This is a genomic window from Micromonospora sp. NPDC005172 (assembly GCF_040608555.1).
GTDB lineage: Bacteria > Actinomycetota > Actinomycetes > Mycobacteriales > Micromonosporaceae > Micromonospora.
Genome location: NZ_JBEXIL010000005.1, coordinates 72249 through 95192, shown reverse-complemented (window position 1 = coordinate 95192; position 22944 = coordinate 72249). Strand labels below are relative to the sequence as shown.

22 protein-coding genes and 2 pseudogenes are annotated in these 22944 nt (G+C 70.4%); 10 read left to right on the top strand and 14 right to left on the bottom strand.

Going from position 1 to position 22944, the window contains the following annotated elements:
* Positions 1–11: 11 nt before the first annotated feature.
* Both ABZV06_RS05335 and ABZV06_RS05330 read right to left on the bottom strand, forming a co-directional pair.
* Positions 12–1187, bottom strand: coding sequence for a low temperature requirement protein A (locus ABZV06_RS05335; protein WP_355618828.1), 1176 nt, complete (start codon positions 1185–1187; stop codon positions 12–14).
* 70 nt (positions 1188–1257) lie between these two features.
* A complete protein-coding gene (locus tag ABZV06_RS05330) occupies positions 1258–1677 on the bottom strand; it encodes a hypothetical protein (protein WP_355233190.1) in 420 nt (139 codons plus the stop codon).
* A gap of 182 nt (positions 1678–1859) precedes the next feature.
* Here ABZV06_RS05330 and ABZV06_RS05325 point away from each other — a divergent pair, with 182 nt between their 5' ends.
* Together ABZV06_RS05325 and ABZV06_RS05320 are read left to right on the top strand one after the other, a co-directional pair.
* Positions 1860–2945 carry an S-(hydroxymethyl)mycothiol dehydrogenase gene (locus ABZV06_RS05325; RefSeq protein WP_355618825.1) on the top strand — a complete coding sequence of 362 codons (1086 nt, stop codon included), beginning with the start codon at positions 1860–1862 and terminating at the stop codon, positions 2943–2945.
* A pseudogene (locus ABZV06_RS05320) lies at positions 2945–3573 on the top strand (MBL fold metallo-hydrolase). Before ABZV06_RS05325 ends, ABZV06_RS05320 begins: the two are co-directional and overlap by 1 nt.
* A gap of 22 nt (positions 3574–3595) precedes the next feature.
* Here the strand turns inward: ABZV06_RS05320 and ABZV06_RS05315 are convergent.
* The gene (locus tag ABZV06_RS05315; RefSeq protein ID WP_355618822.1) at positions 3596–3847 is read right to left on the bottom strand and encodes a TrmO family methyltransferase; all 252 of its coding nucleotides are present in this window, start codon (positions 3845–3847) and stop codon (positions 3596–3598) included.
* Positions 3848–3900: 53 nt separating this feature from the next.
* On the opposite strand from ABZV06_RS05315, the gene ABZV06_RS05310 reads away from it, so the two are divergent.
* The 3 genes and pseudogenes from ABZV06_RS05310 to ABZV06_RS05300 all read left to right on the top strand — a co-directional run bounded on the left by ABZV06_RS05310 (position 3901) and on the right by ABZV06_RS05300 (position 5782).
* Positions 3901–4332 carry a VOC family protein gene (locus tag ABZV06_RS05310; RefSeq protein WP_355618819.1) on the top strand — a complete coding sequence of 144 codons (432 nt, stop codon included), beginning with the start codon at positions 3901–3903 and terminating at the stop codon, positions 4330–4332.
* 13 nt (positions 4333–4345) lie between these two features.
* Positions 4346–4879: pseudogene (locus tag ABZV06_RS05305) on the top strand (DUF3626 domain-containing protein); the annotation flags it as partial.
* A gap of 189 nt (positions 4880–5068) precedes the next feature.
* A complete protein-coding gene (locus ABZV06_RS05300) occupies positions 5069–5782 on the top strand; it encodes a hypothetical protein (RefSeq protein WP_355233195.1) in 714 nt (237 codons plus the stop codon).
* A 51-nt stretch (positions 5783–5833) separates the two neighbouring features.
* On the opposite strand, the gene ABZV06_RS05295 is transcribed toward ABZV06_RS05300, so the two are convergent.
* The gene (locus ABZV06_RS05295) at positions 5834–7237 is read right to left on the bottom strand and encodes a hypothetical protein (RefSeq protein WP_355618816.1); all 1404 of its coding nucleotides are present in this window, start codon (positions 7235–7237) and stop codon (positions 5834–5836) included.
* A 176-nt stretch (positions 7238–7413) separates the two neighbouring features.
* Here ABZV06_RS05295 and ABZV06_RS05290 point away from each other — a divergent pair, with 176 nt between their 5' ends.
* Together ABZV06_RS05290 and ABZV06_RS05285 are read left to right on the top strand one after the other, a co-directional pair.
* Positions 7414–7725: a MazG-like family protein gene (locus ABZV06_RS05290; RefSeq protein WP_355233197.1), complete on the top strand. Its 312-nt coding sequence runs from the start codon at positions 7414–7416 to the stop codon at positions 7723–7725.
* A gap of 706 nt (positions 7726–8431) precedes the next feature.
* Positions 8432–8995, top strand: coding sequence for a hypothetical protein (locus ABZV06_RS05285; RefSeq protein WP_355233198.1), 564 nt, complete (start codon positions 8432–8434; stop codon positions 8993–8995).
* Positions 8996–9054: 59 nt separating this feature from the next.
* On the opposite strand, the gene ABZV06_RS05280 is transcribed toward ABZV06_RS05285, so the two are convergent.
* Positions 9055–9894 carry a GNAT family N-acetyltransferase gene (locus tag ABZV06_RS05280; RefSeq protein WP_355233072.1) on the bottom strand — a complete coding sequence of 280 codons (840 nt, stop codon included), beginning with the start codon at positions 9892–9894 and terminating at the stop codon, positions 9055–9057.
* A 57-nt stretch (positions 9895–9951) separates the two neighbouring features.
* On the bottom strand, positions 9952–11175 hold the full coding sequence (locus tag ABZV06_RS05275; protein ID WP_355618813.1) for an MFS transporter: 1224 nt from the start codon (positions 11173–11175) through the stop codon (positions 9952–9954).
* A gap of 118 nt (positions 11176–11293) precedes the next feature.
* On the opposite strand from ABZV06_RS05275, the gene ABZV06_RS05270 reads away from it, so the two are divergent.
* Positions 11294–11881, top strand: coding sequence for a PadR family transcriptional regulator (locus ABZV06_RS05270; RefSeq protein ID WP_139586621.1), 588 nt, complete (start codon positions 11294–11296; stop codon positions 11879–11881).
* A gap of 63 nt (positions 11882–11944) precedes the next feature.
* Here the strand turns inward: ABZV06_RS05270 and ispG are convergent, their stop codons facing one another.
* From ispG to ABZV06_RS05235, 7 genes are all read right to left on the bottom strand, one after another.
* On the bottom strand, positions 11945–13117 hold the full coding sequence (gene ispG, locus ABZV06_RS05265; protein WP_355233069.1) for a flavodoxin-dependent (E)-4-hydroxy-3-methylbut-2-enyl-diphosphate synthase: 1173 nt from the start codon (positions 13115–13117) through the stop codon (positions 11945–11947).
* Between the two features lie 9 nt (positions 13118–13126).
* Positions 13127–14377: a site-2 protease family protein gene (locus ABZV06_RS05260; RefSeq protein ID WP_355618811.1), complete on the bottom strand. Its 1251-nt coding sequence runs from the start codon at positions 14375–14377 to the stop codon at positions 13127–13129.
* Positions 14377–15588: a 1-deoxy-D-xylulose-5-phosphate reductoisomerase gene (gene dxr / locus ABZV06_RS05255; RefSeq protein WP_355618808.1), complete on the bottom strand. Its 1212-nt coding sequence runs from the start codon at positions 15586–15588 to the stop codon at positions 14377–14379. Before dxr ends, ABZV06_RS05260 begins: the two co-directional genes overlap by 1 nt.
* A 147-nt stretch (positions 15589–15735) precedes the next feature.
* Positions 15736–16377 (bottom strand): Uma2 family endonuclease, encoded by a 642-nt coding sequence (locus tag ABZV06_RS05250; protein ID WP_355618805.1) that lies wholly within the window; start codon positions 16375–16377, stop codon positions 15736–15738.
* A gap of 93 nt (positions 16378–16470) precedes the next feature.
* On the bottom strand, positions 16471–17106 hold the full coding sequence (locus tag ABZV06_RS05245; RefSeq protein ID WP_355618802.1) for a hypothetical protein: 636 nt from the start codon (positions 17104–17106) through the stop codon (positions 16471–16473).
* A gap of 239 nt (positions 17107–17345) precedes the next feature.
* Entirely contained in the window at positions 17346–17543 is a 198-nt protein-coding gene (locus ABZV06_RS05240; protein ID WP_355618800.1) for a DUF397 domain-containing protein, read from the bottom strand.
* Positions 17533–18414, bottom strand: a complete 882-nt coding sequence (locus tag ABZV06_RS05235) for a helix-turn-helix transcriptional regulator (RefSeq protein WP_355233063.1) — start codon at positions 18412–18414, stop codon at positions 17533–17535. The genes ABZV06_RS05240 and ABZV06_RS05235 overlap by 11 nt, the downstream gene beginning before the upstream one ends.
* Before the next feature lie 136 nt (positions 18415–18550).
* On the opposite strand from ABZV06_RS05235, the gene ABZV06_RS05230 reads away from it, so the two are divergent.
* Positions 18551–18793 carry a hypothetical protein gene (locus ABZV06_RS05230; protein ID WP_355618797.1) on the top strand — a complete coding sequence of 81 codons (243 nt, stop codon included), beginning with the start codon at positions 18551–18553 and terminating at the stop codon, positions 18791–18793.
* Positions 18790–19113 (top strand): hypothetical protein, encoded by a 324-nt coding sequence (locus ABZV06_RS05225; protein ID WP_355618794.1) that lies wholly within the window; start codon positions 18790–18792, stop codon positions 19111–19113. The genes ABZV06_RS05230 and ABZV06_RS05225 overlap by 4 nt, the downstream gene beginning before the upstream one ends.
* 19 nt (positions 19114–19132) lie before the next feature.
* On the opposite strand, the gene ABZV06_RS05220 is transcribed toward ABZV06_RS05225, so the two are convergent.
* A complete protein-coding gene (locus tag ABZV06_RS05220) occupies positions 19133–22789 on the bottom strand; it encodes a CARDB domain-containing protein (RefSeq protein WP_355618791.1) in 3657 nt (1218 codons plus the stop codon).
* Positions 22790–22944: the final 155 nt, after the last annotated feature.

Below are 22944 nucleotides of genomic sequence, written 5' to 3'. Positions count from 1 at the left end.
CCGGATCGGGGTCAGGCCGCCGCCGTCGCGGTCGACCCGGCGTCGCGTCCCCGCAGCACCACCGTCACCGCCACGAGGGCGACCAGCAGCAGCGCGAGTACCGGCACCGGGGCCGGTCCCAGCGGCACGAGCAGCGCCAGCCCGGCGACCACCGGATACGCGGCGACCACCGCGCCGTGCTGCTGGCGGCGTACGTGCAGCACCCAGACGGTCAGCAGGAAGACGGCTGTCGGTACGGCGACCGCATACGCGGCGGTCGTACCGGAGACGTGCGCGAGGTGCCGTTCGTGGTCCACCACCACGGGCAGGCCGGCTCCGACCGCGGCGATCGCCGCGAAGATCAGGTAGTGGCCGTACCCCCACACCAGCGAGTACGGCATCCGGTCCGGCGCCTCGACCGGACGGTCGAAGTAGAGCCACCACAGCGCGTACACGATGACCGCGCCGGCCGCCGCGAGCGCCCAGAGACCGTGCTCGCCCGCGTCCAGCCCGGTCTGGATCGCCACCGAGATCGCCAGCACTGCCTCACCGAGCACGATCAGCGTGAACAGCCCGTACCGCTCGCCGATGTGCCCGGGATGCCACGGTGTCATGCCGGGACGCTCGGCCACCGCCGGCACCAGCAGGTCGGCGAGGGCCAGCAGCAGGAACGTCACGATGCCCCAGCCGTCGGGCAGCACCAGCCGCAGCAGCCAGCCGAGCTGCACGACGGTCACGCCGATGGCGTACCGGTGGGCCGCGGCCCGGTGCGTCGGGTCACCGGCGGCGGCCCGGCTCCACTGCCCGACGGCGGCCAGCCGCATGACCACGTACCCGTAGGTGATGACGGTGAAGTCGGCGTCGCTGAACGCGCGCGGCACCCCGGCCGCCAGGATCAACGCCCCGGTGATCTGTACCAGTGTGGTGATCCGGTAGACGTCGTCGTCGGTGTCGTACGCCGAGGCGAACCAGGTGAAGTTCATCCACGACCACCAGATGGCGAAGAACACCATCAGGTAGCTCGGTAACGCGTGGGCCAGGTGCCCCTCGGCGACGTCGTGGTGCAGGCTCGTCGCCGCCTGCGCCACAGCCACCACGAAACACAGGTCGAAGAAGAGTTCCAGAGGGGTGGCCGAGCGGTGCGGCTCGTCGCGGCGGCGCGGCCTCATGGGCCGGTAGAACGGCCGCACCGAACGACTGTGGGTCACCGCAGCTCCTCAGGCCGACCGTCGGGCTCGGGCACACGATAACGGGTGCCGACGATGCGGTTCGGCCAGGTCAGCCGCGCCGACGGCCGTGGGTCAGCCCCTCCAGCACCAGCGTCAGGCCGGCGCCGACCAACCAGACGTCCTTGGCCAACCCGGCCCCCTGCTGGGTCGGCCGGACGCCGCCGGGCCGGCGCATCCCCGGCGTCTTCAGGTAGAGCTGCACGAGACCCGCGCCGAACGCGGTCAGACCGAGCCCCACCAGCGGCGTCGGCACGAACGGCGCGAGCAGCGCCGCACCCAGGGCGATCTCCGAGTACGACAGCAGCTTGGCGAATCGCGGCGGGTCCAGTTGGCCGAGCTGCGGAACGGCGGCGACGGCCATCCCGTGCATCGCCTGCGCGGCCTCGCCCTCCAGGTTCCGCTTGCCGAGGCCCGAGTCGAGGAAGTACGCGCCGATGGTGGCCCGCAGCGGCAGATGCGCGAGTTTCATGATTACTCCCGATGGCCGTGGTCCGAATCGTGGCCCGCGTACCCACCGTGACCCCCGATAACCCGCCGCCCGACCGACTGGGCCGACCGTGATGATCGCGGTAGGTTCGCCCGGGGCCCACCGCCGAGCCCGGTCCACCCGCCCGGTACCGGCCCCGCCACCGACCACCACCAGGAGGCGAAGTGAGCCAGGAAGTCCGGGGAGTCATCTCCCGCAGCAAGGGCGCGCCGGTCGAGGTCACCACGATCGTGGTGCCCGACCCCGGCCCGGGTGAGGCGATCGTCCGGATCCAGTCCTGCGGCGTCTGCCACACCGACCTGCACTACCGCGAGGGTGGCATCAACGACGACTACCCGTTCCTGCTCGGCCACGAGGCGGCGGGGATCGTCGAGCAGGTGGGGGAGGGCGTCACCGACGTCGCCCCGGGCGACTTCGTGGTGCTCAACTGGCGGGCGGTCTGCGGCGACTGCCGGGCCTGCCGTCGCGGCCGGCCCTGGTACTGCTTCAACACCCACAACGCCACCCAGCGGATGACCCTCACCGACGGCACGGAACTCACGCCGGCGCTGGGCATCGGCGCGTTCGCCGAGAAGACGCTGGTGCACGCCGGACAGTGCACGAAGGTGGACCCGGCCGCGCGGCCGGCCGCCGTGGGTCTGCTCGGCTGCGGCGTGATGGCCGGCCTCGGCGCGGCGATGAACACCGGCAACGTGACCCGTGGTGACTCGGTCGCGGTGATCGGCTGCGGCGGCGTCGGGGACGCGGCGGTCGCCGGCGCGGCCCTCGCCGGCGCCACGACGATCGTGGCCGTGGACACCGACAGCCGCAAGCTGGACTGGGCGAGGAAGTTCGGCGCGACGCACACCGTGAACGCCTCCGACGTCGACCCGGTCGAGGCGATCCGCGCCGCCACCGGCGGTTTCGGAGCCGACGTGGTCATCGACGCCGTTGGCCGACCGGAGACCTGGAAGCAGGCGTTCTACGCCCGGGATCTGGCCGGCACCGTCGTGCTGGTCGGCGTGCCGACGCCGCAGATGCAGATCGAGCTGCCGCTGCTGGACGTCTTCGGTCGCGGGGGCGCGCTCAAGTCCAGTTGGTACGGCGACTGCCTGCCCAGCCGGGACTTCCCGATGCTCACCGAGCTGTACCTCCAGGGCCGTCTCGACCTGGACGCCTTCGTCACCGAGGAGATCGCCCTCGACCAGGTCGAGAACGCGTTCGAGCGGATGCACCACGGCGACGTGCTGCGTTCGGTGGTGGTGTTCTGATGACCGTCCGGGTCGACCACGTGGTCACCTCCGGCACGTTCTCCCTCGACGGGCAGACCTTCGAGGTGGACAACAACGTGTGGGTGGTCGGTGACGACGACGAGTGCGTCATCCTCGACGCGCCGCACGACGTGGCCGCGATCCTCGCGCTGGTGGACGGTCGTCGGGTACGGGCCATCCTCGCCACCCACGCGCACGACGACCACGTACGGGTGGCGCCCGAACTGGCCGAGGCCACCGGCGCGCCGATCCTGCTGCACGCCGACGACCGGGTGCTCTGGGACATGGTCCACCCGCACCTGCCGCCGCACGGCGAGCTGCGCGACGGGCAGGGCGTCGAGGTGGCCGGCACCGCCCTGTGGGTGCTGCACACCCCCGGGCACAGTCCCGGCGCGTGCAGTTTCCACGCCCCGGACCTGGGCGCGGTGTTCACCGGCGACACCCTGTTCCAGGGCGGGCCGGGCGCGACCGGGAGGTCGTACAGCGACTTCGACACCATCGTCGGGTCGATCCGTACCCGGCTGCTGACCTGCCGGCGGACACGGTCGTGCACACCGGTCACGGTGACGACACCACCATCGGCGCGGAGGCCCCACACCTGCCGGAGTGGCTGGCCCGGGGGCACTGACCCGCGCGTGCCGACGGCCGGCTCAACGTTCGTCGGCTGCGCCCAGCACCGGCTTGACGTCCAGCACGGGGGTGCCGTCGAGGGCTTCCAGGCCGGCCACCTCGACGCGCAGCCCGTCCACCGCGAGCACCCGCACCCGGTGCAGCCCGATCGGGTTGGGCCGGTGCGGGGAGCGGGTGCTGAACACGTCGCCCTGCCGCGGGGCGCTGGCCGCGTCGACCAGCGGCGAGGCGACCCGGCCGACCGGGCGCAGCAGGTACGCGTCGTCGACCATCCTTGCTCCCTCGGGACAGTGCCCCCGTCAGCGTAGGCGTTACGATCCGGCGCATGGCCGCCGAGAACCCCGTGCCCGCCGTCCGTCAACTGCGCCTCGTGGTGGAGGCGGCGGACCACGAGGCCGCCGTGGCGTTCTTCCGCGACGCTCTCGGCCTGCCCGTGGAGGCCGAGTTCACCAGCGACGGAGACGCCCGGGTGGTGATCCTGGACGCCGGCCGGGCCACGCTGGAGATCGCCAACCCGGCGCAGAAGCGGCTGATCGACGAGGTCGAGGTGGGCCGTCAGGTCGCACCGCGCATCCGGGTGGCCTTCGAGGTGGACGACTCCGCCACGACCACCGCCCGGCTGGTCGCCGCCGGGGCGAGCGAGGTCGCGCCGCCGACGCTGACGCCGTGGCGGTCGCTCAACGCGCGCCTCGACGCCCCCGCCGACCTGCACATCACCGTCTTTCAGGAGTTGGACACGGAGCCGGACACGCCGTGACGTCGCCCGTACCGGCGTGTGCCTGGGTCGTGCCGGGACGGACGTCGCGGGCCTGACGCGGACGCTCCTGGACACGCCGCTCCAGACCGCAACGGTCGGCCGTGCGCTGGACGACTACGTGCAGGCCCAGATCCACGGACCCTTCGACCTCGCGTCCGACGTCGAGGAGCTGGTGGTGGACCCGTCCTTCGCCGGTACCGCCACCGGCGACGCGCTGGAATTCGTGGCGCGGCGGTACGGTTTCCCGCTGCGGTGGCACCCCGGCTTCGCGCTGGCCGTCGACGAGGTCGACGCCGAGTTCCGGGGCCCCGCGATCCCGGTGCTCGCGGCACGCCTGCACCGGGAGTTCGCCCGGCCGGGCGCGCCGGTGATCGGCCGGGGCGCCGTGTCGGTGGTGACCGAGCCGCACCGCTGGGCCGATCGGGGTCCGGCCGCCGACACCCTCCAACACCTCAAGCAGCTCTGGCACGTGCTCGTCCGGTTCGGTACGGCCCATTCGGGCCGACCTGACCGCGCGGATCGTCCGTTTCGTCCATTTGTCGCGTGACCACGCCGACCATCCGAATTCCCCGAGGTGGCCGGCACCGCAGCCCGTCACCGTGGAGACATTTCCGGAATGACCGACTCGTCGGGCTGGTTGTGTCCCCCGTACCGCCGGAGCCCAAACCCCTTTTCCGCGGTCACCTCCCGAGGCGCGTTCACCCCGGAGCGCTCCGCACGATCGAAAGGAACCATCGTGAAGCCCGACTTCACTCGATGGCTCCCCGCCATCGCCAAGGACTCGTACCGCAAGACCGCGCTGAGCGTGGTGGGTGTTGCCGCCCTCGGTGGTCTGGCGCTCGCGCCGACCGCGGCCGCCGCCCCGGTCACCTCCGGGCCGCACCAGGGCGCCGTCGCCGCCATCGACCTCGCCACCGGCAAGGCCGCCACCGCCGCTCACCACGAGGAGCAGCCCGTCGAGTCCGGGCTGACCACCGGCTCTCCCACCGGCAAGCCGCCGGCCGGCAAGCCGAGCCGCGACGAACTGATCCCGCACGGCATCGAGGGCGCACAGTCGCGCATCCCGCTCGACAAGGCGCAGCTCGACAACGCGCGGGCGATCGTCGACGCGGCCAGGAAGACCGGCGTCGGCGACCGTGGCGCGGTGATCGGTGTCGCCACCTCCCTGCAGGAGTCGAAGCTCTACAACCTCGGCCACCTCGGCGCGTACAACGACCACGACTCGCAGGGCCTGTTCCAGCAGCGTCCGTCGTCCGGTTGGGGTTCGCCCGAGCAGATCACCGACCCGGAGTACGCCGCCACGGCGTTCTTCGACGCGCTCAGGAACGTCGGCGGCTGGCAGGACCTGCCGCTGACCACCGCCGCGCAGACCGTCCAGGTCTCCGCCTTCCCGTACGCGTACGCGCAGTGGGAGGAGCAGGCGGCGGACGTCGTCCAGCAGCTCTGGTGACCTCGACACACCGGCCGGCCCCCGTCACGGGAGCCGGCCGGTGTCGTCTCGTCAGCAGGGCGCGTAGAGGCGGCGGGTGCCGACCCCTGCGGCGTACGCCTCCCGGTCGCTGAACCGGCAGCCGTAGTCGGGCCGCGACACGATCGCCGGATCGGTCACGGTGTCGCCGGCCGGGCGCTTGCCGGTGCGTACCCAGGACACCAGGTCGTCCCAGGCGGCGCCGGCCTCGGCCGGGCTGAACTCGCAGTGCTGCGCGGCCCGGACGGCTCGCTGCACCACCAGCCGGCTGCGACCGTGCCGTGCCACGTCGGTGGCGTACGCCTGCTCCATGCTGAACGGTACGAACAGGTCACCGAGGTCGTGCAGGCTGAGCACCGGCGCGCTCGGGCGGCCGGCGATGCGCGGCACCTCCGTCAGCGTCGGCAGGAGCCGTTGCCGGAGGTTCTCCGGCGCGACCCGTCGCACGGTCGAGTTCAGGTCGACCGGATTGTTCGGGCTGTAGCGGGTGAGCAGGTTCGTGGCGAGCTGCCCGGGCCGTTCGGCGGGGGAGTCGCCGCCGTCGGTCACCATGATCGAGAAGAGGAAGTCCTTCCAGACCGCGAACGCCGCCTCCGCGCCGGGACGCGGCCCGCCCGAGCGGTTCACCGTCACGGCCCGCAACTGCTTGCCCCGCTCGGTGGTGGTGTCCGGACCGGTCGGCGTGAGTCCCGCCAGCCCCAGCGTCGCCTGGATGCGCGGCACCGCGTTGCTCAGGTAGTCGGCCGGCGTGGGATAGGCCGGCACCCCGGCGAGCGCCTGCGCGACCAGGTTGTAGTCGAGATAGAAGTCGAGCAGAGTCTGGTCGCCGAGCACCCCGCACATGGGCAGAGCGCCGTCGTAGTAGCCGGGATACTGCTCCAGCGAGCGGCCGATGACGTACCCGCCCATCGACACCCCGGCGAGATACGTGCGGTGCGGCCGACGTACCGTCCGTCCGAAGTGGTCCGCGAGATCCTTCGTGCTCAGCACCCCGGAGCGGATGTCGAAGCCGTTCCGGTCGTACGAGGACGACGCCCACGCGTACCCCTGGGTCAGCATCCGCTGCCGCAGGTCGAAGCCCGGCGGCTCCGGCGAGAGCACCGTGCCCTGCCCGCGGTATCCGTGCGCCCACACCACCAGGTCACCGTTCCACCGGGCGGGAACCTCGATGATGTACGCGGAGTGACGGTGCACGCCCTGCCGTACCGTCGTCGGCTTGCCCGCCACGGTCAGCGGCGTCAGCGGCGGGTTCTGGAAGGTGTAGCCCGGCAGCGGCTGGTCGCCTCCGGGGTCACGGTCGGTCGCCGCGGCCGCGCCTGCGGTGCCTGCGGGTGCGGCGGTGGTGGGTGCGGGGCCGATCAGCCCGACGGCCAGGGTCAGTGTCGCGGTGGCGGCGACCAGGCGGCGCAGGGTGCGAATGGGTACGGACAGCATCATGCTTCCCATCGGACGGATGTCGCCTGCGGGGCGACCAGGCGGGACGGTTGCCTACCGGCCGGTAGCGTCCTGAACCTAGGACTGCCGTCGACCGGAGTCAATGGCTGCGCTGACCGGTCGGTCAGCCCCGGTCGGCCTCGATTCCGTGTTTCGGTCCCGTCGGGTTGACTGTCGTCGTGGACGACACGATCTGGGCGGCGGCCCGGGCTGCGCGGAGTTGGCTGGACACCGCGAACGGCACCGGGCAGACCGAGTTGACCTGCCGCATCCTCAAGCTGACCGAGGAGGCCGGCGAGGCGTCCGCCGCCTGGATCGGTCTGCTCGGGCAGAATCCGCGCAAGGGTGTCACCCACACGCGCGAGGATGTGGCAGCCGAGTTGGCCGACGTCGTCTTCACCGCGCTGGTGGCGATCGAGAGCCTGGGACTCGACGCGCAGACCGTCGTGGGGGCCTGTGCGGAGAAGGTCCGCTCCCGGCTGGAGACCTGACCCGCGCCGGCGACCGTGATCCACTCCAGGTCGCCGATGTGGGGGCTTCCCACGCACCCGATGCCCCCGGATCGGCGACCTCGAGTCGATCACCCGATCCGCCCGCCCCTGCGCCCGGTGGGGCCGGGGTGATATGTGTGCTGTGTCCGGACCCGGGGGGCGTGACCGCACGTGCGGGTGGGGATGTGACCGGGCGCGTGGACGGGTCGGACTGCCGTCGGGGCCGGACGCAGGTGGCCCGCCGGGAATGGGCCCCGGCGGCACGCCGTTACACCCGGTCCCGGCATGGCAACCACCCCAGCGCCGCAGGTCGGCCGGGGAATGGTCCCGGCCGCCGGGTCGTTGTACAGGGTCCGGCGCGATGAGCCTCCGCTCGCGGGCCGCCCCCCGAGCCCCCGGAATGACCCCGGCCACCAAGTCGTTGCACCCGGTCCACGGCGCCTATCAAGGGCCCGTGAGCCCGCGGGAATGACCCCGACCGGCCGGTCGTTACACCCGGTCCCGGCTCGGCTCACCCGGTTCGTCAGTCCCCGGGAATGACCCCGGCCAGCCGGTCGTTATGCACGGTCCCGGCGCCACGAGCCCCCCGCTCGCAGGCCGCCGACCCCGGACTTTTCAAGCGCCCGGACGAGGTGCTGACCCCCACGTCACCCGATCCCCCCGAGCAGGTGTGTGGGTGTTTCCTACCCCCGAAGGAGCTACCCCCATGAACACGATCTTCCGCAAGAGCATGCTGTCCGTTGCTGGTCTCGCGTTCGCCGGTGGTGTGTTCGCCGGCCCGATCGCCGCCCACGCCAACCCGGCCGTGGACGCCAAGCCCGCCGCCGTCGCCGTGCAGAGCGCCGCGCCCAAGCCGCAGGGCGACCAGTCGCACATCACCCTCGACGACGAGCAGACCGCCAACGTCAAGGCCATCATCGCGGCCACGAAGAAGGCCGGCCTGCCCGAGCGGGCCGCGGTCATCTCCATCGCCACGAGCCTGCAGGAGTCCAAGCTGGAGAACCTGGGTCACCTGGGTGACGCCAACGACCACGACTCCCTCGGCCTGTTCCAGCAGCGCCCGACCTCGGGTTGGGGCACGCCGGAGCAGATCACCAACCCCGAGTACTCCACCACCGCGTTCCTCAAGGGCCTCAAGCAGGTCGACGGCTGGCAGGACATGCCGCTGACCGACGCCGCCCAGACCGTACAGGTCTCCGCGTACCCGGACGCGTACGCGCAGTGGGAGCAGCAGGCCACCGACCTGGTCGCCCAGCACTGGAACAGCTAAGAACCACCGATGGCCGGCACCCCACACGGGGTGCCGGCCATCGTCGTACCCGCGACCGTTCAGAAGAGGACCGTGGCGAGCGTGCCGACCGGCTGGAAGCCGCAGCGTTCGTACACCCGGCGGGCCGGCAGGTTGAAGTCGTTGACGTACAGGCTGACCGTCGGGGCGACCCGGGCCAGCGCGTCGCGTACCACCGCGGCCATGGCACCGGCGGCGATGCCCCGGCCCCGCCACTCCGGCGCGACCCAGACGCCCTGGACCTGGGCGGTCCGCTTGGTCACGACGGCCAACTCGGCCTTGAACACGACCTTGCCGTCGACGAACCGGGCGTACGCACGGCCGGCGCGGACCAGGTCGTTGACCCGACGGCGGTAGCTGCGGCCGGCGTCCTCGGCGAGTGGGGAGACGCCGACCTCCTCGGTATACATGGCGACGGCCGCCGGGAAGAGTCGGTCGACCTCGCCGGAGCGGACGCGGCGTACCTCTGGGTCGGCCGGCACGGCCGGCGTCGTGTCGGTGGCCAGCAGCGGCTGGTTGGGGCGGACGTCGCGGGCCGGACCCCAGGTGCCGGAGAGCCGTTCCCAGAGGGCGAGGACGGCGTCCGCGCGGCCGACGATCGAGGAGCACAGCCTCTCCTCGCCGGCGAGCAGGTCGGCGAAGGCGGAAACGGCGGCGTCGTTGGCGAGCACCGGCGTCAGGTTGCCGCCGAGCCAGCACAGTGATTCGAGGTTGCGTCGGGCGCCGTACCCCAGGATTCGCCCTTCGGCCCGCCACCAGGACAGCCCGCGCGCGGCGATGCGCTCGGCGACCTGCGCACCCGCGAAAGGGTCACGGTCGAGCAGGCGCTCGACCGCGCGGCGCTCCGATTCCCCCAGTTGCCGTACCGGCACCGTCAGCACGCCTACCAGCCTGCCAGATCGACCCCCCACCCCGCCGGCCGAGTGGCGAGCCCGGTCTCAGACGTGTGCCGGTTCGGTGACCGCGCTGGTCGGTCGGGTTCGGCCCGCCCACCGGACGACCGGGGGCACCAGGGCACCGAGCAGGAGAAAAAGCCCGGCCAGCACGAGCCATCCCGGTACGCCCCAACCGAGGGCGAGGCTGGTCACCACGACGGGTGCGAGCATCTTGCCCAGTTCGTAACCCATGCCGTACGTCCCCTGGTACTGCCCGTGCGCGTCGGCCGGTGCCAGCCCGAAGGAGATCCCCCAGCCGGCGGCGGAGTGCCACAGCTCCCCGATGACGTGCGCCAGCGATCCGACGCAGAGCAGGCCGATGGCGCCCGGTGTGGGCAGTGCGCCGCTGGCGGCGAAGAGTACGCAGGCCAGGGCGATGACCGCCCCCGCCCGGCGGGACGCGCGGGCGGCTCCCGGCAGGGTGACGGCAGTGCGCGCCGCCCGTACCTGAAGAAGCACCACCATCGCGGTGTTGACCAGCGTCAACACCGAGATCATCCAGACCGGAGCGGTGGTGTGCCCGGCGATCCACAGCGGCAGGGCGAGGGTGAGCAGGCTGAAGTGCATGGACATCAGCCCGTCGAGCAGGGTGAAGGCGAGGAACGGGCGGTCCCGCAGGGCGACCAGTCGGGGTCCGCGCGTGGGGGCGGCGACGGGCGCGACGGTGGGCAGTCGGACGGAGATCGCCGCTGCGGCCAGCGACGCGGCCGCCGTGGTCAGGATCAGGGTGAGGTAGCCGGCGCGGGTGTCGGCGGCGATGGCGAAACCGCCGAGGACGGCCCCGACGGAGATCCCGACGTTGGTGGTGGCCCGCAGGTAGGCGCGGGTGTGTACCCGCTGGTCGGCCGGGATCGCGCCGGCGATGAGGGCTCCCCGGGCACCGCGCTCGACGGCGTCGGCGAGCGCGGTGGCGGCACCGACCAGCACGAACGCGGGGAACGATCGGACGGTGATCAGACCGGCGGTCAGGAGGCCGGCCGCGATCAGCCCGCCCACCTGCACCCCACGCGGGCCCATGCGGTCGGCCAGGTAGCCGCTCGGCGTACTCGCGAGCACGCCGACGAACGCCGCGATGGTGAGCCCGACGCCAACCTGGGTCGCCGAGAGACCGACCGAGCGAGTGAGGAAAAGCGCGCTGGCAACCAGCCAGAGACCCCGCCCGATGGTCTTGACCAGGGTGCCGAGTGTGAGGGTCCGGGCCGGGCCGGGCGGTGGGAGCAGGCGCATGTCAGCACCTTAGCAAGACGTACGTACGGTTTGATAGATCAAGGCTTGTCGGCGATGCATTGCCGATATATCGTTGATGCATCAGCGACAGTACGAAGACGAAGAGAAGGAGAACCCGATGAGGTTCCATCGACAGCACCACCCGATGCACGAGGCCCGGATGCGTGGATTCGGCTTCCCGCCGGTTCCGCCCGGCCCGCACGGCCACGGCCACGAGCACGGCGGCCCCTGGGGCGGACGCGGTCGCGGACGAGGCAGGGGCCGCCGCCCCAACGTCCGTGGCGCGGTGTTGGCCCTGCTCACCGAGCGGCCGATGCACGGCTACGAGATGATCCAGGAGATCGACTCCCGCACCGGCGGGGCCTGGCGGCCCAGCCCGGGGTCGATCTATCCCACGCTCCAGCTCCTGGAGGACGAGGGTGTGATCGCCGCCAGCACCGAGGAGTCCAGCGGCGGACGCAAGCGGTTCACCGTCACCGAGGCCGGTCAGGCCGAGGCCACCGCCGCCGCGCAGACGCCCGCCTGGGCGGACGTCGCCCAGGGCACCGTGAGCAGCTGGCACGACATCCGCGACTCCGGCGCGCAGGCGATGAACGCCCTGCGTCAGGTGATGATGAACGGCACCGACGACCAGCGTGAGCGGGCCGCCCAGGTGCTCGACGAGACCCGGCGCAAGCTGTACGCGATCCTCGCCGAATCAGAGTGAGACGCGCCAGAACGAATGCGGGCCGCTCCCCGAGGGGGAACGGCCCGCATTCTTCGAACTGACTCAGTGCACGGTGACCGTCGGGCCGGTGACCAGCCCGCGCAGCTCCTCGGGCAGCTCGGCGCCCATCTCGTCGGCGATGCGCAGCGCCTCCTCGATCAGCGTCTCCACGATCTGCGCCTCGGGCACCGTCTTGACGACCTGACCCTTGACAAAGATCTGGCCCTTGCCGTTGCCGGACGCGACGCCGAGGTCGGCCTCGCGGGCCTCGCCCGGGCCGTTGACGACGCAGCCCATGACGGCCACCCGCAGCGGCACGGGCAGCCCTTCGAGGCCGGCGGTGACCTCCTCGGCGAGCTTGTAGACGTCCACCTGGGCACGCCCGCAGGACGGGCACGAGACGATCTCCAGGCCCCGTTCGCGCAGGCCCAGCGACTCCAGGATCTGGTTGCCGACCTTGATCTCCTCGACCGGCGGGGCGGAGAGCGACACCCGGATGGTGTCGCCGATGCCCTCGGCCAGCAGGGCGCCGAAGGCGACCGCGGACTTGATGGTGCCCTGGAAGGCCGGCCCGGCCTCGGTGACGCCGAGGTGCAACGGGTAGTCGCACTGCTCGGCCAACTGCCGGTACGCCCGGATCATCACGACCGGGTCGTTGTGCTTGACCGAGATCTTGATGTCGCGGAAGCCGTGCTCCTCGAACAGCGAGCACTCCCACAGCGCCGATTCGACAAGCGCCTCGGCGGTGGCCTTGCCGTACTTGGCCAGCAACCGCTTGTCGAGCGAGCCCGCGTTGACGCCGATCCGGATCGGCGTACCGGCGGCGGAGGCCGCTGCGGCGATCTCCTTGACCTTGTCGTCGAACTGCCGGATGTTGCCCGGGTTGACCCGGACGGCCGCGCAGCCGGCGTCGATAGCGGCGAAGACGTACTTGGGCTGGAAGTGGATGTCGGCGATCACCGGGATCTGCGACTTCTTGGCGATCGCGGGCAGCGCCTCGACGTCGTCCTGGGACGGCACCGCCACCCGGACGATCTGGCAGCCGGACGCGGTCAGCTCGGCGATCTGCTGAAGGGTCGCGTTGACGTCGGAGGTGAGGGTCGTGGTCATCGACTGCACGGACACCGGCGCGCCGCCACCGACCGGCACCGAGCCGACCATGATCTGGCGGCTGGCCCGGCGGGGAGCCAGTGGCGGGGGCGGCACGGCGGGCATACCGAGACTGATAGCGGTCACTTCAGGCACTCACCTTGAGAAGAGCGTGATCGGGTTGACGACGTCCGCGGCGATGGTGAGCAGTGTGAACGCGCCACCGATCAGGATCACCGCGTACGTGAAGGGCATCAGTTTGAGGTAGTCGACCCGGCCCGGGTCGGCTCGGCCGATCCGCGCGTAGAGCCAGGAGCGGGCCCGCTCGAACCAGGCGACCGCGATGTGGCCGCCGTCGACCGGGAGCAGTGGCAGCAGGTTGAACACGCCGATGAAGAAGTTCAGCGACACGAACAGCATGAAGAAGACCAGCCAGGCGTTGTTCTGGACGGCCTCGCCGCCGAGCCGGCTGGCGCCGACGACGCTGATCGGGGTGTCCACGTCCCGCTCGCCGCCGGTGAGGGCGGTCCACAGGGCGGGGACCTTCTGCGGGATGCGCTGCAACGCCTGCGCGGTGCCGACGGCGAGTTGACCGGTGAAGTCGGCGGTCGCCCCGAAGGCGCCGACCGGCCCGTACGTCAGGCGGCGAGGCGTGCTGGGGGCCACGACGATGCCGAGCGCGGCCACCGGCCCGACGGCACCGCCGGGGTTGTCCAGGGGCGGACGCTGGGTCTGCGCGAGCACCGTACTGGCGCTGCCCGGCTGCCCGTCGCGGACGTACTCGATCCGCGCGGTCTCCCCCGCCTTGAGCCCGCGCAGCTTGGTCAGCAGTTCGCCGTACGTGCCGACGGGGGAGCCGTTGATCGAGGTGATCCGGTCGCCGTCGCGAAGCTGGGCCTGGGCGGCCGGGCTCACGGGATCGGCGGGCGTGCACTCCCGGACGACGTTCTCCGGCACCACACACGACCTGAGTTCGATGACGGCGGGCTCCTGGCGGGCCTGCGCCTCGGTGGTCGGGAAGTCCGGGTTGGGAAGGCCGGCGGAGACGGCGAGGATCCAGATGGTGACCAGCGCGAGCGCGAAGTGCGTGATCGATCCGGCGGCCATCACGATCGTCCGCTTCCAGACCGGGTAACGCCACATCACCCGCGGCTCGTCGCCCGGCTCGACGTCGTCGTCCTGCGGGGTCATCCCGACGATCTTGCAGAATCCGCCGAGGGGGATGCCCTTGAGCCCGTACTCGGTCTCACCCCGCTTGAACGACCAGATGGTGGGGCCGAAGCCGACGAAGAACTTCGTCACCTTCATCCCGAACATCTTGGCGGTGAGCATGTGCCCCGCCTCGTGCAGACTCACCGAGATGAGGATGGCCAGGGCGAAGAGGACCACCCCGAGCAGGTACGACATCAAGCTCCCTTCACCGAACCCGCGATGATCTCCTGCGCGTGCGCGCGCGCCCACGACTCGGCCGCGAGCACGTCCCCGACGGTACCTGGTTCGGCGAAGTCGGGAGCGTCCTCCAGCACCCGCTCGAGGGTGTCGACGATGCCGAGGAACGGCAGTCGGCCCGCGACGAAGGCCGCCACGCACTCCTCGTTCGCCGCGTTGTAGATCGCCGGGCGGCACCGCCCAGCCTCCCCGGCGGCCTTGGCCAGCGCGACGGCCGGGAACGCCTCGTCGTCGAGCGGCGCGAACTCCCAGGTGTGCGCTGCCGTCCAGTCGACGGCGGTGGCGGCCTCGGGCACCCGGTCCGGCCAGCCGATGCCCAGCGCGATCGGCAGCCGCATGTCCGGTGGGCTGGCCTGCGCGATCGTCGACCCGTCCACGAACTCGACCATCGAGTGGATCACCGACTGCGGGTGCACCATCACGGTGATGTCGGCGTACGGCACGTCGAACAGCTCGTGTGCCTCGATCACCTCAAGCGCCTTGTTGACCATGGTCGCCGAATTGATCGTGACGACCGGTCCCATGTTCCAGGTGGGGTGCGCGAGCGCCTGCTCCGGTGTGACCTGCGTCAATTCGTCGCGCTGCCGCCCCCGGAACGGGCCGCCGCTGGCCGTGACGATCAGCCGCCGCACCTCACCGCGCGACCCGGAGCGCAGACACTGGGCCAGCGCCGAGTGCTCCGAGTCGACCGGCACGATCTGCCCCGGCCGCGTCACCGCGGCCTTGACCAGCGGGCCGCCGGCCACGAGCGACTCCTTGTTGGCCAAGGCGAGAGTACGACCACCGTGCAGCGCGGCCAGCGTAGGAGCGAGGCCCAGCGAGCCGACCACCCCGTTGAGCACGATGTCGCAGGGCCACTGCGCCAGCTCGGTCATGGCGTCCGGGCCGGCCACGATCTTGGGAAGCTTGAAGTCGCCGGTGGCCCAGCCCCGACGGCTCGCCTCGGCGTAGAACGCCAGTTGCAGGTCCTGCGCGGCGGACGCCCTGGCCACCCCGACCGCCTCGACGGCCAGTTCGAGGGCCTGCGCGGCGAGCAGCTCGACGTTGCCCCCACCGGCCCCGATGGCCACCACCCGGAACCGGTCCGGGTTGCGCCGGACGATGTCGATGGCCTGCGTGCCGATCGAACCGGTGGACCCGAGCAGGACAAGATCACGGGGGGAAGTCACGACGCCATTCTCCCCCACCGCCGCTGTACGCCCGCTGGGAGCCTCAGCCCTCCCCGCACGCCGCTGTCAGCCATGATCGACTCCAGCTCGCCGATCTCGGGGTATCCGCACCTCTCGGACACCCCCACGTCGCCGAAACCGAGTCGATCAAGAGGTGCCCGACTCCTCCGGGACCGCCTCCTCGTCCAGCAGTTCGGCCGGATCGATGGAGAACTCGAAGGGCTCGCGCATCGCGAAGGTGCTGCCCGCTGCTGCGGCGGCCACCGGCCGGTACTCCCCGTTGACCAGCTCGAACAGAGCCAGTGTCGGTACCCGATTGCGCAGGTCCACCCGGAGGAAGAACGGAACTCCAGCAGCCGCGTACTCCCGGGGCCGGTCGATCACGTCCTTGCGTCGGTTGCCCGGCGAGACGATCTCTCCGAGTAGTACCGCCTCGGCGATGGGAACCGTGGTGCGGCCACCCCCGGAGCTGCGCAGCACGACGATGTCTGGAATGGAGAGATCATCCCCGGAGAGGACGTTGATCTCCGGATAGACCCAGAAGCCGGCCTTTCGCGCAGCACGGTGCAGCACGTAGGGCAGTTCCCTCTCGACCGACTGGTGGTCAATTCCCGCGTGTGGTGTCACGATCACGCTTGGGCTCAGGACCTCAACCTTGGGGCCGTTGGTCTCCGGCAACAGGTCGAGGGCGAGCTGCGCGGTCCACGGCTCGTCGTGCCACCGCAGCACGTCGAACGACGGCTCGGTGTGCTGCGGCGCCGGCTCCGGCGCGAACGCTGCCTGGGCCATCCGGGCTCACCCCCTCAGCGGACCATCCTGCTCAGGTCAGCCTAGCCACCGCAGCCCGCGCAGCACGTCATCGCACACCGAGTCCGCCACCAATCAGCCGCACTGGTCCTGATCCACGGGCCGAGCGGGCACCACGCCGTCGCCGTAGTTGGTGGCGAGGGCCGCGGCCCACAGGTCCGGGACGGTCCAGCCGGGGAAGGCAACCGGGACGTACGCCTCCAACGCGCCGGCCGCATCCAGCATGGGGCCGAACTGCTCCTGCCACTCACCGCGTACCGCCGAGGTGGGGAACCCCCGGAAGATCGCCACTTCGGGATCCCGCTCACCCCAGCACCCCCACTTGCGGGAAGGCCCGGTGACCGCGATGACGTTCGCCGAGATCGCGATCGAACCGAAGATGTCGCTGGCAGCCTCGTGACCGATCAGCGCCCAGTAGTCGTCCTCACTGGCCTCGACGGACAGCGACAGGGCCGGATACGACTGATACTCCGACAGGTAGTACGCATCGCAATCCGGTTCGAGGACCAGCAGCTCGACACGCTGGTCGCCATGCCAACGGGCCATCGCACAGAGCGCCGGCCAGAACTCCGGGTCGAGGACCGAGTCGAACTCGCAGAATAGCGACTCCCCCTCGATCTCACGAAAGACCTGGTCGGGCAACCTGGCCGAAAGATCGAAGGCGGCTGCACAGCGCGAGCGGATGTTCAGGTAGGCGTGGTGATCGATCACGACAGAGCCCTCCCCGGAGATCCCCGGTCTACTGTCCCAACCCCGGCGTCAAGATGCACGAGTGGTTCGTGCAGATCTTGGACACTTTCCGTTAGGCCGTAACTATTCAATCCCATGACATCTGTCAGTGGTGAAGTCCCGATACATGTGTCAGTTGGTATGGATCTTGGGTGGAGGGGAATCGCCCCTCCCGGGGCCGAATTCTCCCAAGAACTCAATCGACGAGTTGTTTGAGCGGTTCAGCGGCGAATGTTCAACTGACGTGCGCGGGTCGCCGCGACGAAGTCGGACCAGGCCGAATCGGTGAAGGTCAGCACGGGGCCCTGCCGGTCCTTGCTGTCGCGTACGCCGACCGCGTCGGCGAACCCCGCCACCTCGACGCAGTTGCCCTCGCCGCCGGATCGGGTCGACGTGCGCCAGACTCCGTCACGCTCCATCGGTCATCTCCTTCGCTATGGCCGCGATCAGCTCGCGGGACTCGTCGGCGTCGAGCGCCCGCTCACCAAGGGAGCGCCACGCGTCCTCATAGATGGCAATCTCGTGGGTCTTGTCAAGGTAGACCGCGCCACACGGCCCGTCCATGTAGATCGTGGTCGGCTCCGGCTCGCGCACCTCGGCCGGGAAGTCGAGCATGGTGAAGGTGCCGGCCTGCGCCCAGCGGACCAGGCCGGCGTCGAGCGGCAGCACCCGGATACCGATGTTGTGCTGTCGCGACGACACCACAAGTGACTCCAGTTGCCGTGCCATCGCGGCGCGATCACGTAGCGGGCGGCGCAGTACCGCCTCGCCCAGGATGACGTCGAGGCGCGGAGCGCGCGGTATGGCCCGCGCCAGCAACCGTTGCCGGCGCAGCCGCACGTCCACCTTCGCCTGACGCTCCGCCTCACTCATCTGCGGGTGGTCGGTGGCGATCACCTCGGTCATGTAGTCGACCGTCTGCAACAGACCGGGGACGAGGTTCACCTCATAGTGGCGAATGCGGGTCGCGGCAGCTTCCAGGCCGACGTAGAGCTTGAACCAGTCCTTGATCGCCTCGCCGTAGCTGTGCCACCAGCCGTGCGCCTTGGTTTCCCGCGCGAGTGCCCGCATCGTCTCGATCGTCTCGGGGGACGCGCCGTAGACGCGGCACATGGCCGCCACGTCGTTCGGGTGCATGGAGACCTGGCCGGTCTCGTAGCGCCAGATCCGGGGTGCCGACCATTCCAATTCCTTAGCCGCGGCGGAAACGGTCACGTACGCGTTTTCGCGAAGCTCTCTCAGATATCTGCCGAGCTGCCTCCGTGGGACCGTGCTGCCGGAATCGTCCACGTCATCTCCCTGACTGTCGGCGCGTAGGACACCTCATCCCTTGGTCCGGATTCTGCTCCGAAATATTGTGCTGGGCCATCGTCGGAATGACTCTCGTTGATGACGGCAACCGCGAAAATCCCACCGAAGGACGGCCATGGAACCAACCGACGAACTGCCATTGCCGCCCTACGTGACCAAAGAGGACGTCGTGTTCGCGCTGCGGGCGGTCAGCGTGCACGCCGCCGTACAGCGAGCGGACGGCGAGCGCTGCCGCAAGGACGACTCTCGGCACCCGTGCCGACTGCACCGTTGGGGCCGCCGCGTCCTTAGCGAGCGCGGTCTGACCGACGGGCAGATCCAGACGTTGGTGGACGGAGGAACGGTGGTCCTGCCATGAGCATCGCAACCGGGCCCCGCTGGATCATTCATCTGCCGACCACGCTGAACAGCCTCGACGAGGTCACCGCCCTAGCCGTGGCACTGCGCGACTCGCTCGGTCACCTCACCGTCGTCGACTTCGGCGAGACGACGCTCAGCGAGGAGGACGCGCAGTTTCTTCGTACCCGAGTGTTCTGTGACGCCCGGCTCGACGACGCCGGCCGGTGCCGGCGGCCCGACGCCCACGACGGACCCTGCGCGGCGACGATCGACTCGGGTTCGTGGAAATCGGGGTGTCCGCAGTCCGCGGACACCCCGATTTCGGCGAAAACGTGTTGATCAAGCGGCGAGCGGCAGGTCAGCCGCCGTTGATGACGAACTGTGAGCCCGGCTGGACGACGATGTTGCCGTCGGCCGAATTCGTGATGGTCACGTTCGTCAGGTTGGCGTTGCCGCGTGCGCCGCTCATCGCGAGAATGCCGGCACCGTTGTTGGACTTGTCGATCCGCACGTTGGTGATGGCGACGTTCGGCATGTTGCCGCCGCCGTTCTTGAACTGGATGCCGTCGTACGTCGAATCGATGATGTCGGTGTCGCGGATGGTGACCCCGGTGATGTCCCGGGTGGAGGGGAACAGCGTGATGGCGCCGAACTCCTGGTCCTCGTTCCAGAACGCGCCACCGGTGCGGTAGAGCCCGTTGTTGGCGATCAGCGTCGTCCCGGAGAACGGCAGCGGGTCGTGGTCGGTCGCCAGCATGATGCCCGGGTAGTTGGCGGTGTCGTAGATCAGGTTGTTCTCGATCGAGTTGTCGTAGCCGCCGTAGATGGCGATGCCGTTGGCCCGCCAGGGCAACTGGACGGTGTTGTTGACGAAGTGGTTGTCGTGCGCGATGTCGACGGTGCGGTCCTTGACGTACGGGTTGGCCCAGACGGCGAGCGCGTCGTCGCCGGTGGTGCGGAACGACGAGTTGAACACCCGCGAGTTACGCGTGCCGTTGCTGAAGTTGATGCCGTCGGCGTACGTGTCGCGGATGCGCATGCCGCTGAACTCCAGCCCGTCGGCCGGCCCCCACAGGTCGGGGATGTTGTCGTAGTCGCGGCCCACCCAGACGCCCACATTGGCGTGCTCGATCCAGACGTTGCTGATCTTCGTGCCGGTGCCGAAGCGACCGTTCAGACCGACGCCACCCTCGCCGTTGCCGTCACCGCCCCGGATACGGCCGGAGCCGAAGATGGCGATGTCGGAGATCTGGGTGTTCTTGTCGATGTCGAACCCGAAGTTGCCCTCGTGCGGGTGGTTGATGCCGCCCACCACGTTCTGCGGCTCGGTCAGCGTGTAGAGCTGCGAGTGCCACATGCCGGCGCCCCGGATGGTGACGTTGCTGATGCCGACCTGGTTGTGCGTACCCCGGTTCAGCGGGTCGTCGGTCAGGATCTTCTGCTCCTGCCGCCACTGCCCGGCGGGGATCCAGACGCAGCTGATCACGCCGTTCTGGTCGTCGGTCACCGCCCGCTGGATGGCTGCGGTGTCGTCGATCCCGTCGTTCGGGACCGCGCCGTACGCGGTGATCGAGGTGCAGCCGGCCGGCTGGCTCGCCGGCGGTGCCACCTGCTCCAGGTCGATCATGTCGATGACGTAGAACGAGGCGGTGTCACCCGAGTCGCGCTGCAACTTGAAGCGGGTGCCCGCCGGGTACGACTGCGCCAGCAGAGCGTTCGACTCGTCGAACAGCCGTCGGGCGTCGGCCTGCGGGGTGTTGGTCAGCGCCTCCGGCCCGTCGGTGTTGCCGTAGAGCCAGCTGTGCCTGGACGACAGGGTCAGCTTGCGGGAGAACACGTCGTTGACGTAGAGGCTGATGGTCGCCTCGATGCCGCCACCGCCGGGCGCGTCCGGGATGGAGTTCCGCACCACGATCGCGTTGGCCTGGTTGGCCGAGGTGAACTCGACGAACTGGCCGGTGCCGGTGAGGCGTACCGACTTGCGGCCCGACGACTCGCTGGCGAAGTTGGTGTGCCCGAAGGTGCGCAGCGGGTCGGCCTCCAGCAGCGTGCCCGAGTAACGACCGGCCTCCGCCTCGTACGAGACGTACGGCACGGCGGCTCCGCGTCCGACCACGATCGCCTGGCTGAACGCGTTGTTGCCCTCGTTGGTCTCGGCGACCACGTTCGTCGCGTCGGCGGTGGCGGTGATGGTGGCGCCGCCGCTGGTGGCGGTCCAGCTACCGCTGACGGCCACGGTGACCGTCGCGCCGGCCGCGATCGAGGCGGTGTTGGTGTTGAGCGTGGTGCCGCCCACCACCAGCCGGGTGACAGTGGTCGCGCCGGTCGCGGCGGTGCCCCGGTTGCGTACCGACACGGTGAACGTGACGGACGCCCCGACGGCCGGGTTCGGCGGGTTCGAGGCGATGCCCAGCACCTGGAGGTCGGGGCCGGGGGCCTGCGTGACGACAAGCGGCGACGCCACCGTGAGGCTGTTGTTGCCGTTGTTCTGCTCGACGATCGTGTTGGTCGGGTCGACCACCGCCGAGACGGCGTAACTGCCCATCGGCCGCGTACCGGCGTTGTAGGACACGGTGGTCGAGGCGCCGGCGGCGAGCGCGCCCACCGTGGCGCTGCCGACGACCGCGCCGGCCAGGCTGAAGTTGACGGTGGTCGCCCCGGCCGCCGCCGAGCCGATGTTCTGCACGACGGCCGAGAGGGTGACCGCGCTGGCCTCGCTGGGCGACGACGGCGACCAGGTCACCGAGCTGACGACCAGGTCCGGGTTGGGGGCCGGGGTGCCGCACACCTCCAGTTCGGCCACCTGGCCGGACGGCGCGCCGGTGTTGCCGGTGAACCGCAACTGCACGTCCGCCGTGGTCGCGCTGACCGGGATGGTCACCGTGTTGACACCCTGGACGAACTGGTAGGACGCCGCCGACACCAGGCTGGTGTACGACGACGACGCCTGGTCGCGGCCGAGGACCTGGATGGTCTGCGTACGGGTGCCCCAGGACGAGTCGGGGTTGAGCTTGACGGTGACGCCGGAGATCGAGTGGTTCGCGCCCAGCGCCACGGTCAGGTTCTGCGGGTAGCTGGCCGCGCCCTCCCAGTAGGTGGCGAGCTGCCCGTCGTTAGCCTTGTCGGGGGTGAAGGTGAACGTCGAGCCGCTCGCCGTCATGGTCTTGCCCTGCGCCACGTTCGTGCAGGCCGGGGGGTTGCTGCCGGTCCGGGTGACGGTGTTGCTGTTGCCCGACAGGTTGCCGGCGCCGTCGCGGGCCCGGACGTAGTAGGAGACGGTCGCCGTCGCCGGCTGGGTGTCCTGGTACGTCAGGACGGTGCCCAGCGTGGCGACGAGGTTGCCGCCCCGGTAGACGTTGTAGCCGGCCAGGCCGCTGCCACCCGAGTCGGTGGACGCGCCCCAGTTGAGGGTGATCGTGCTGCCCGACGTGCTCTGCGACAGAGTTCCCGGGACGCTCGGCGCGGTGGTGTCGCCGGGGGTGCCGCCGCTGCCGTACACCTCCAGCTCGGAGAGCTGCCCGGCCGGCCAGCCGCTGTTGGCGGTGATGGTGATCCGGACGTAGCGGGTGGAGGTGGCGCTGAAGTTGATCGTGGCGGTGCTACCGCTCGCCGGGTTGAAGGTGTACGTCTGCGACCCGACCAGGTCGGTGAACGAGGAGCCGTCGGCGCTGCCGCGCACGCTCAGCGCCTGCGTCCGGGTGCCCCAGCCCGAGGTCGGCAACTTCAGGACGACCTGGTTGACGGACTGCGACGAGCCGAGGTCGACCTGCACCCACTGGGGGAACGAGTTGTTGACGCTCTCCCAGTAGCTGCCCACGTCGCCGTCGACGACCCTCGACGAGCCGTAGACGTCGGCGTGGCCGCTCTCCTGGGTGGGACGGCCCAGGGCGAGGTTGGTGGCCGCCGCGGCGAAGGCGCTGCTCGACGCGGCCGCCGTGTCGGCGGGGCGGGCGGCGAGGGCGGGGTTCGCGAGGGGGGTCGCGATCAGCGTGGTCGCGACTGTCGCCGCCACCATCCTGAACAGTGTCGCTCGTCGTCTCATGACTGTCCTGTCGTCGGGGGACGGTTGCCGCGGGCGGGGGTGACCACGGGTGGGGGTGAGCGGTGGCACGCAGATTTCCGAGGTGATGCTTCAAATCAAGCATCTCTTTGTCGAAATCTTGCATGAGT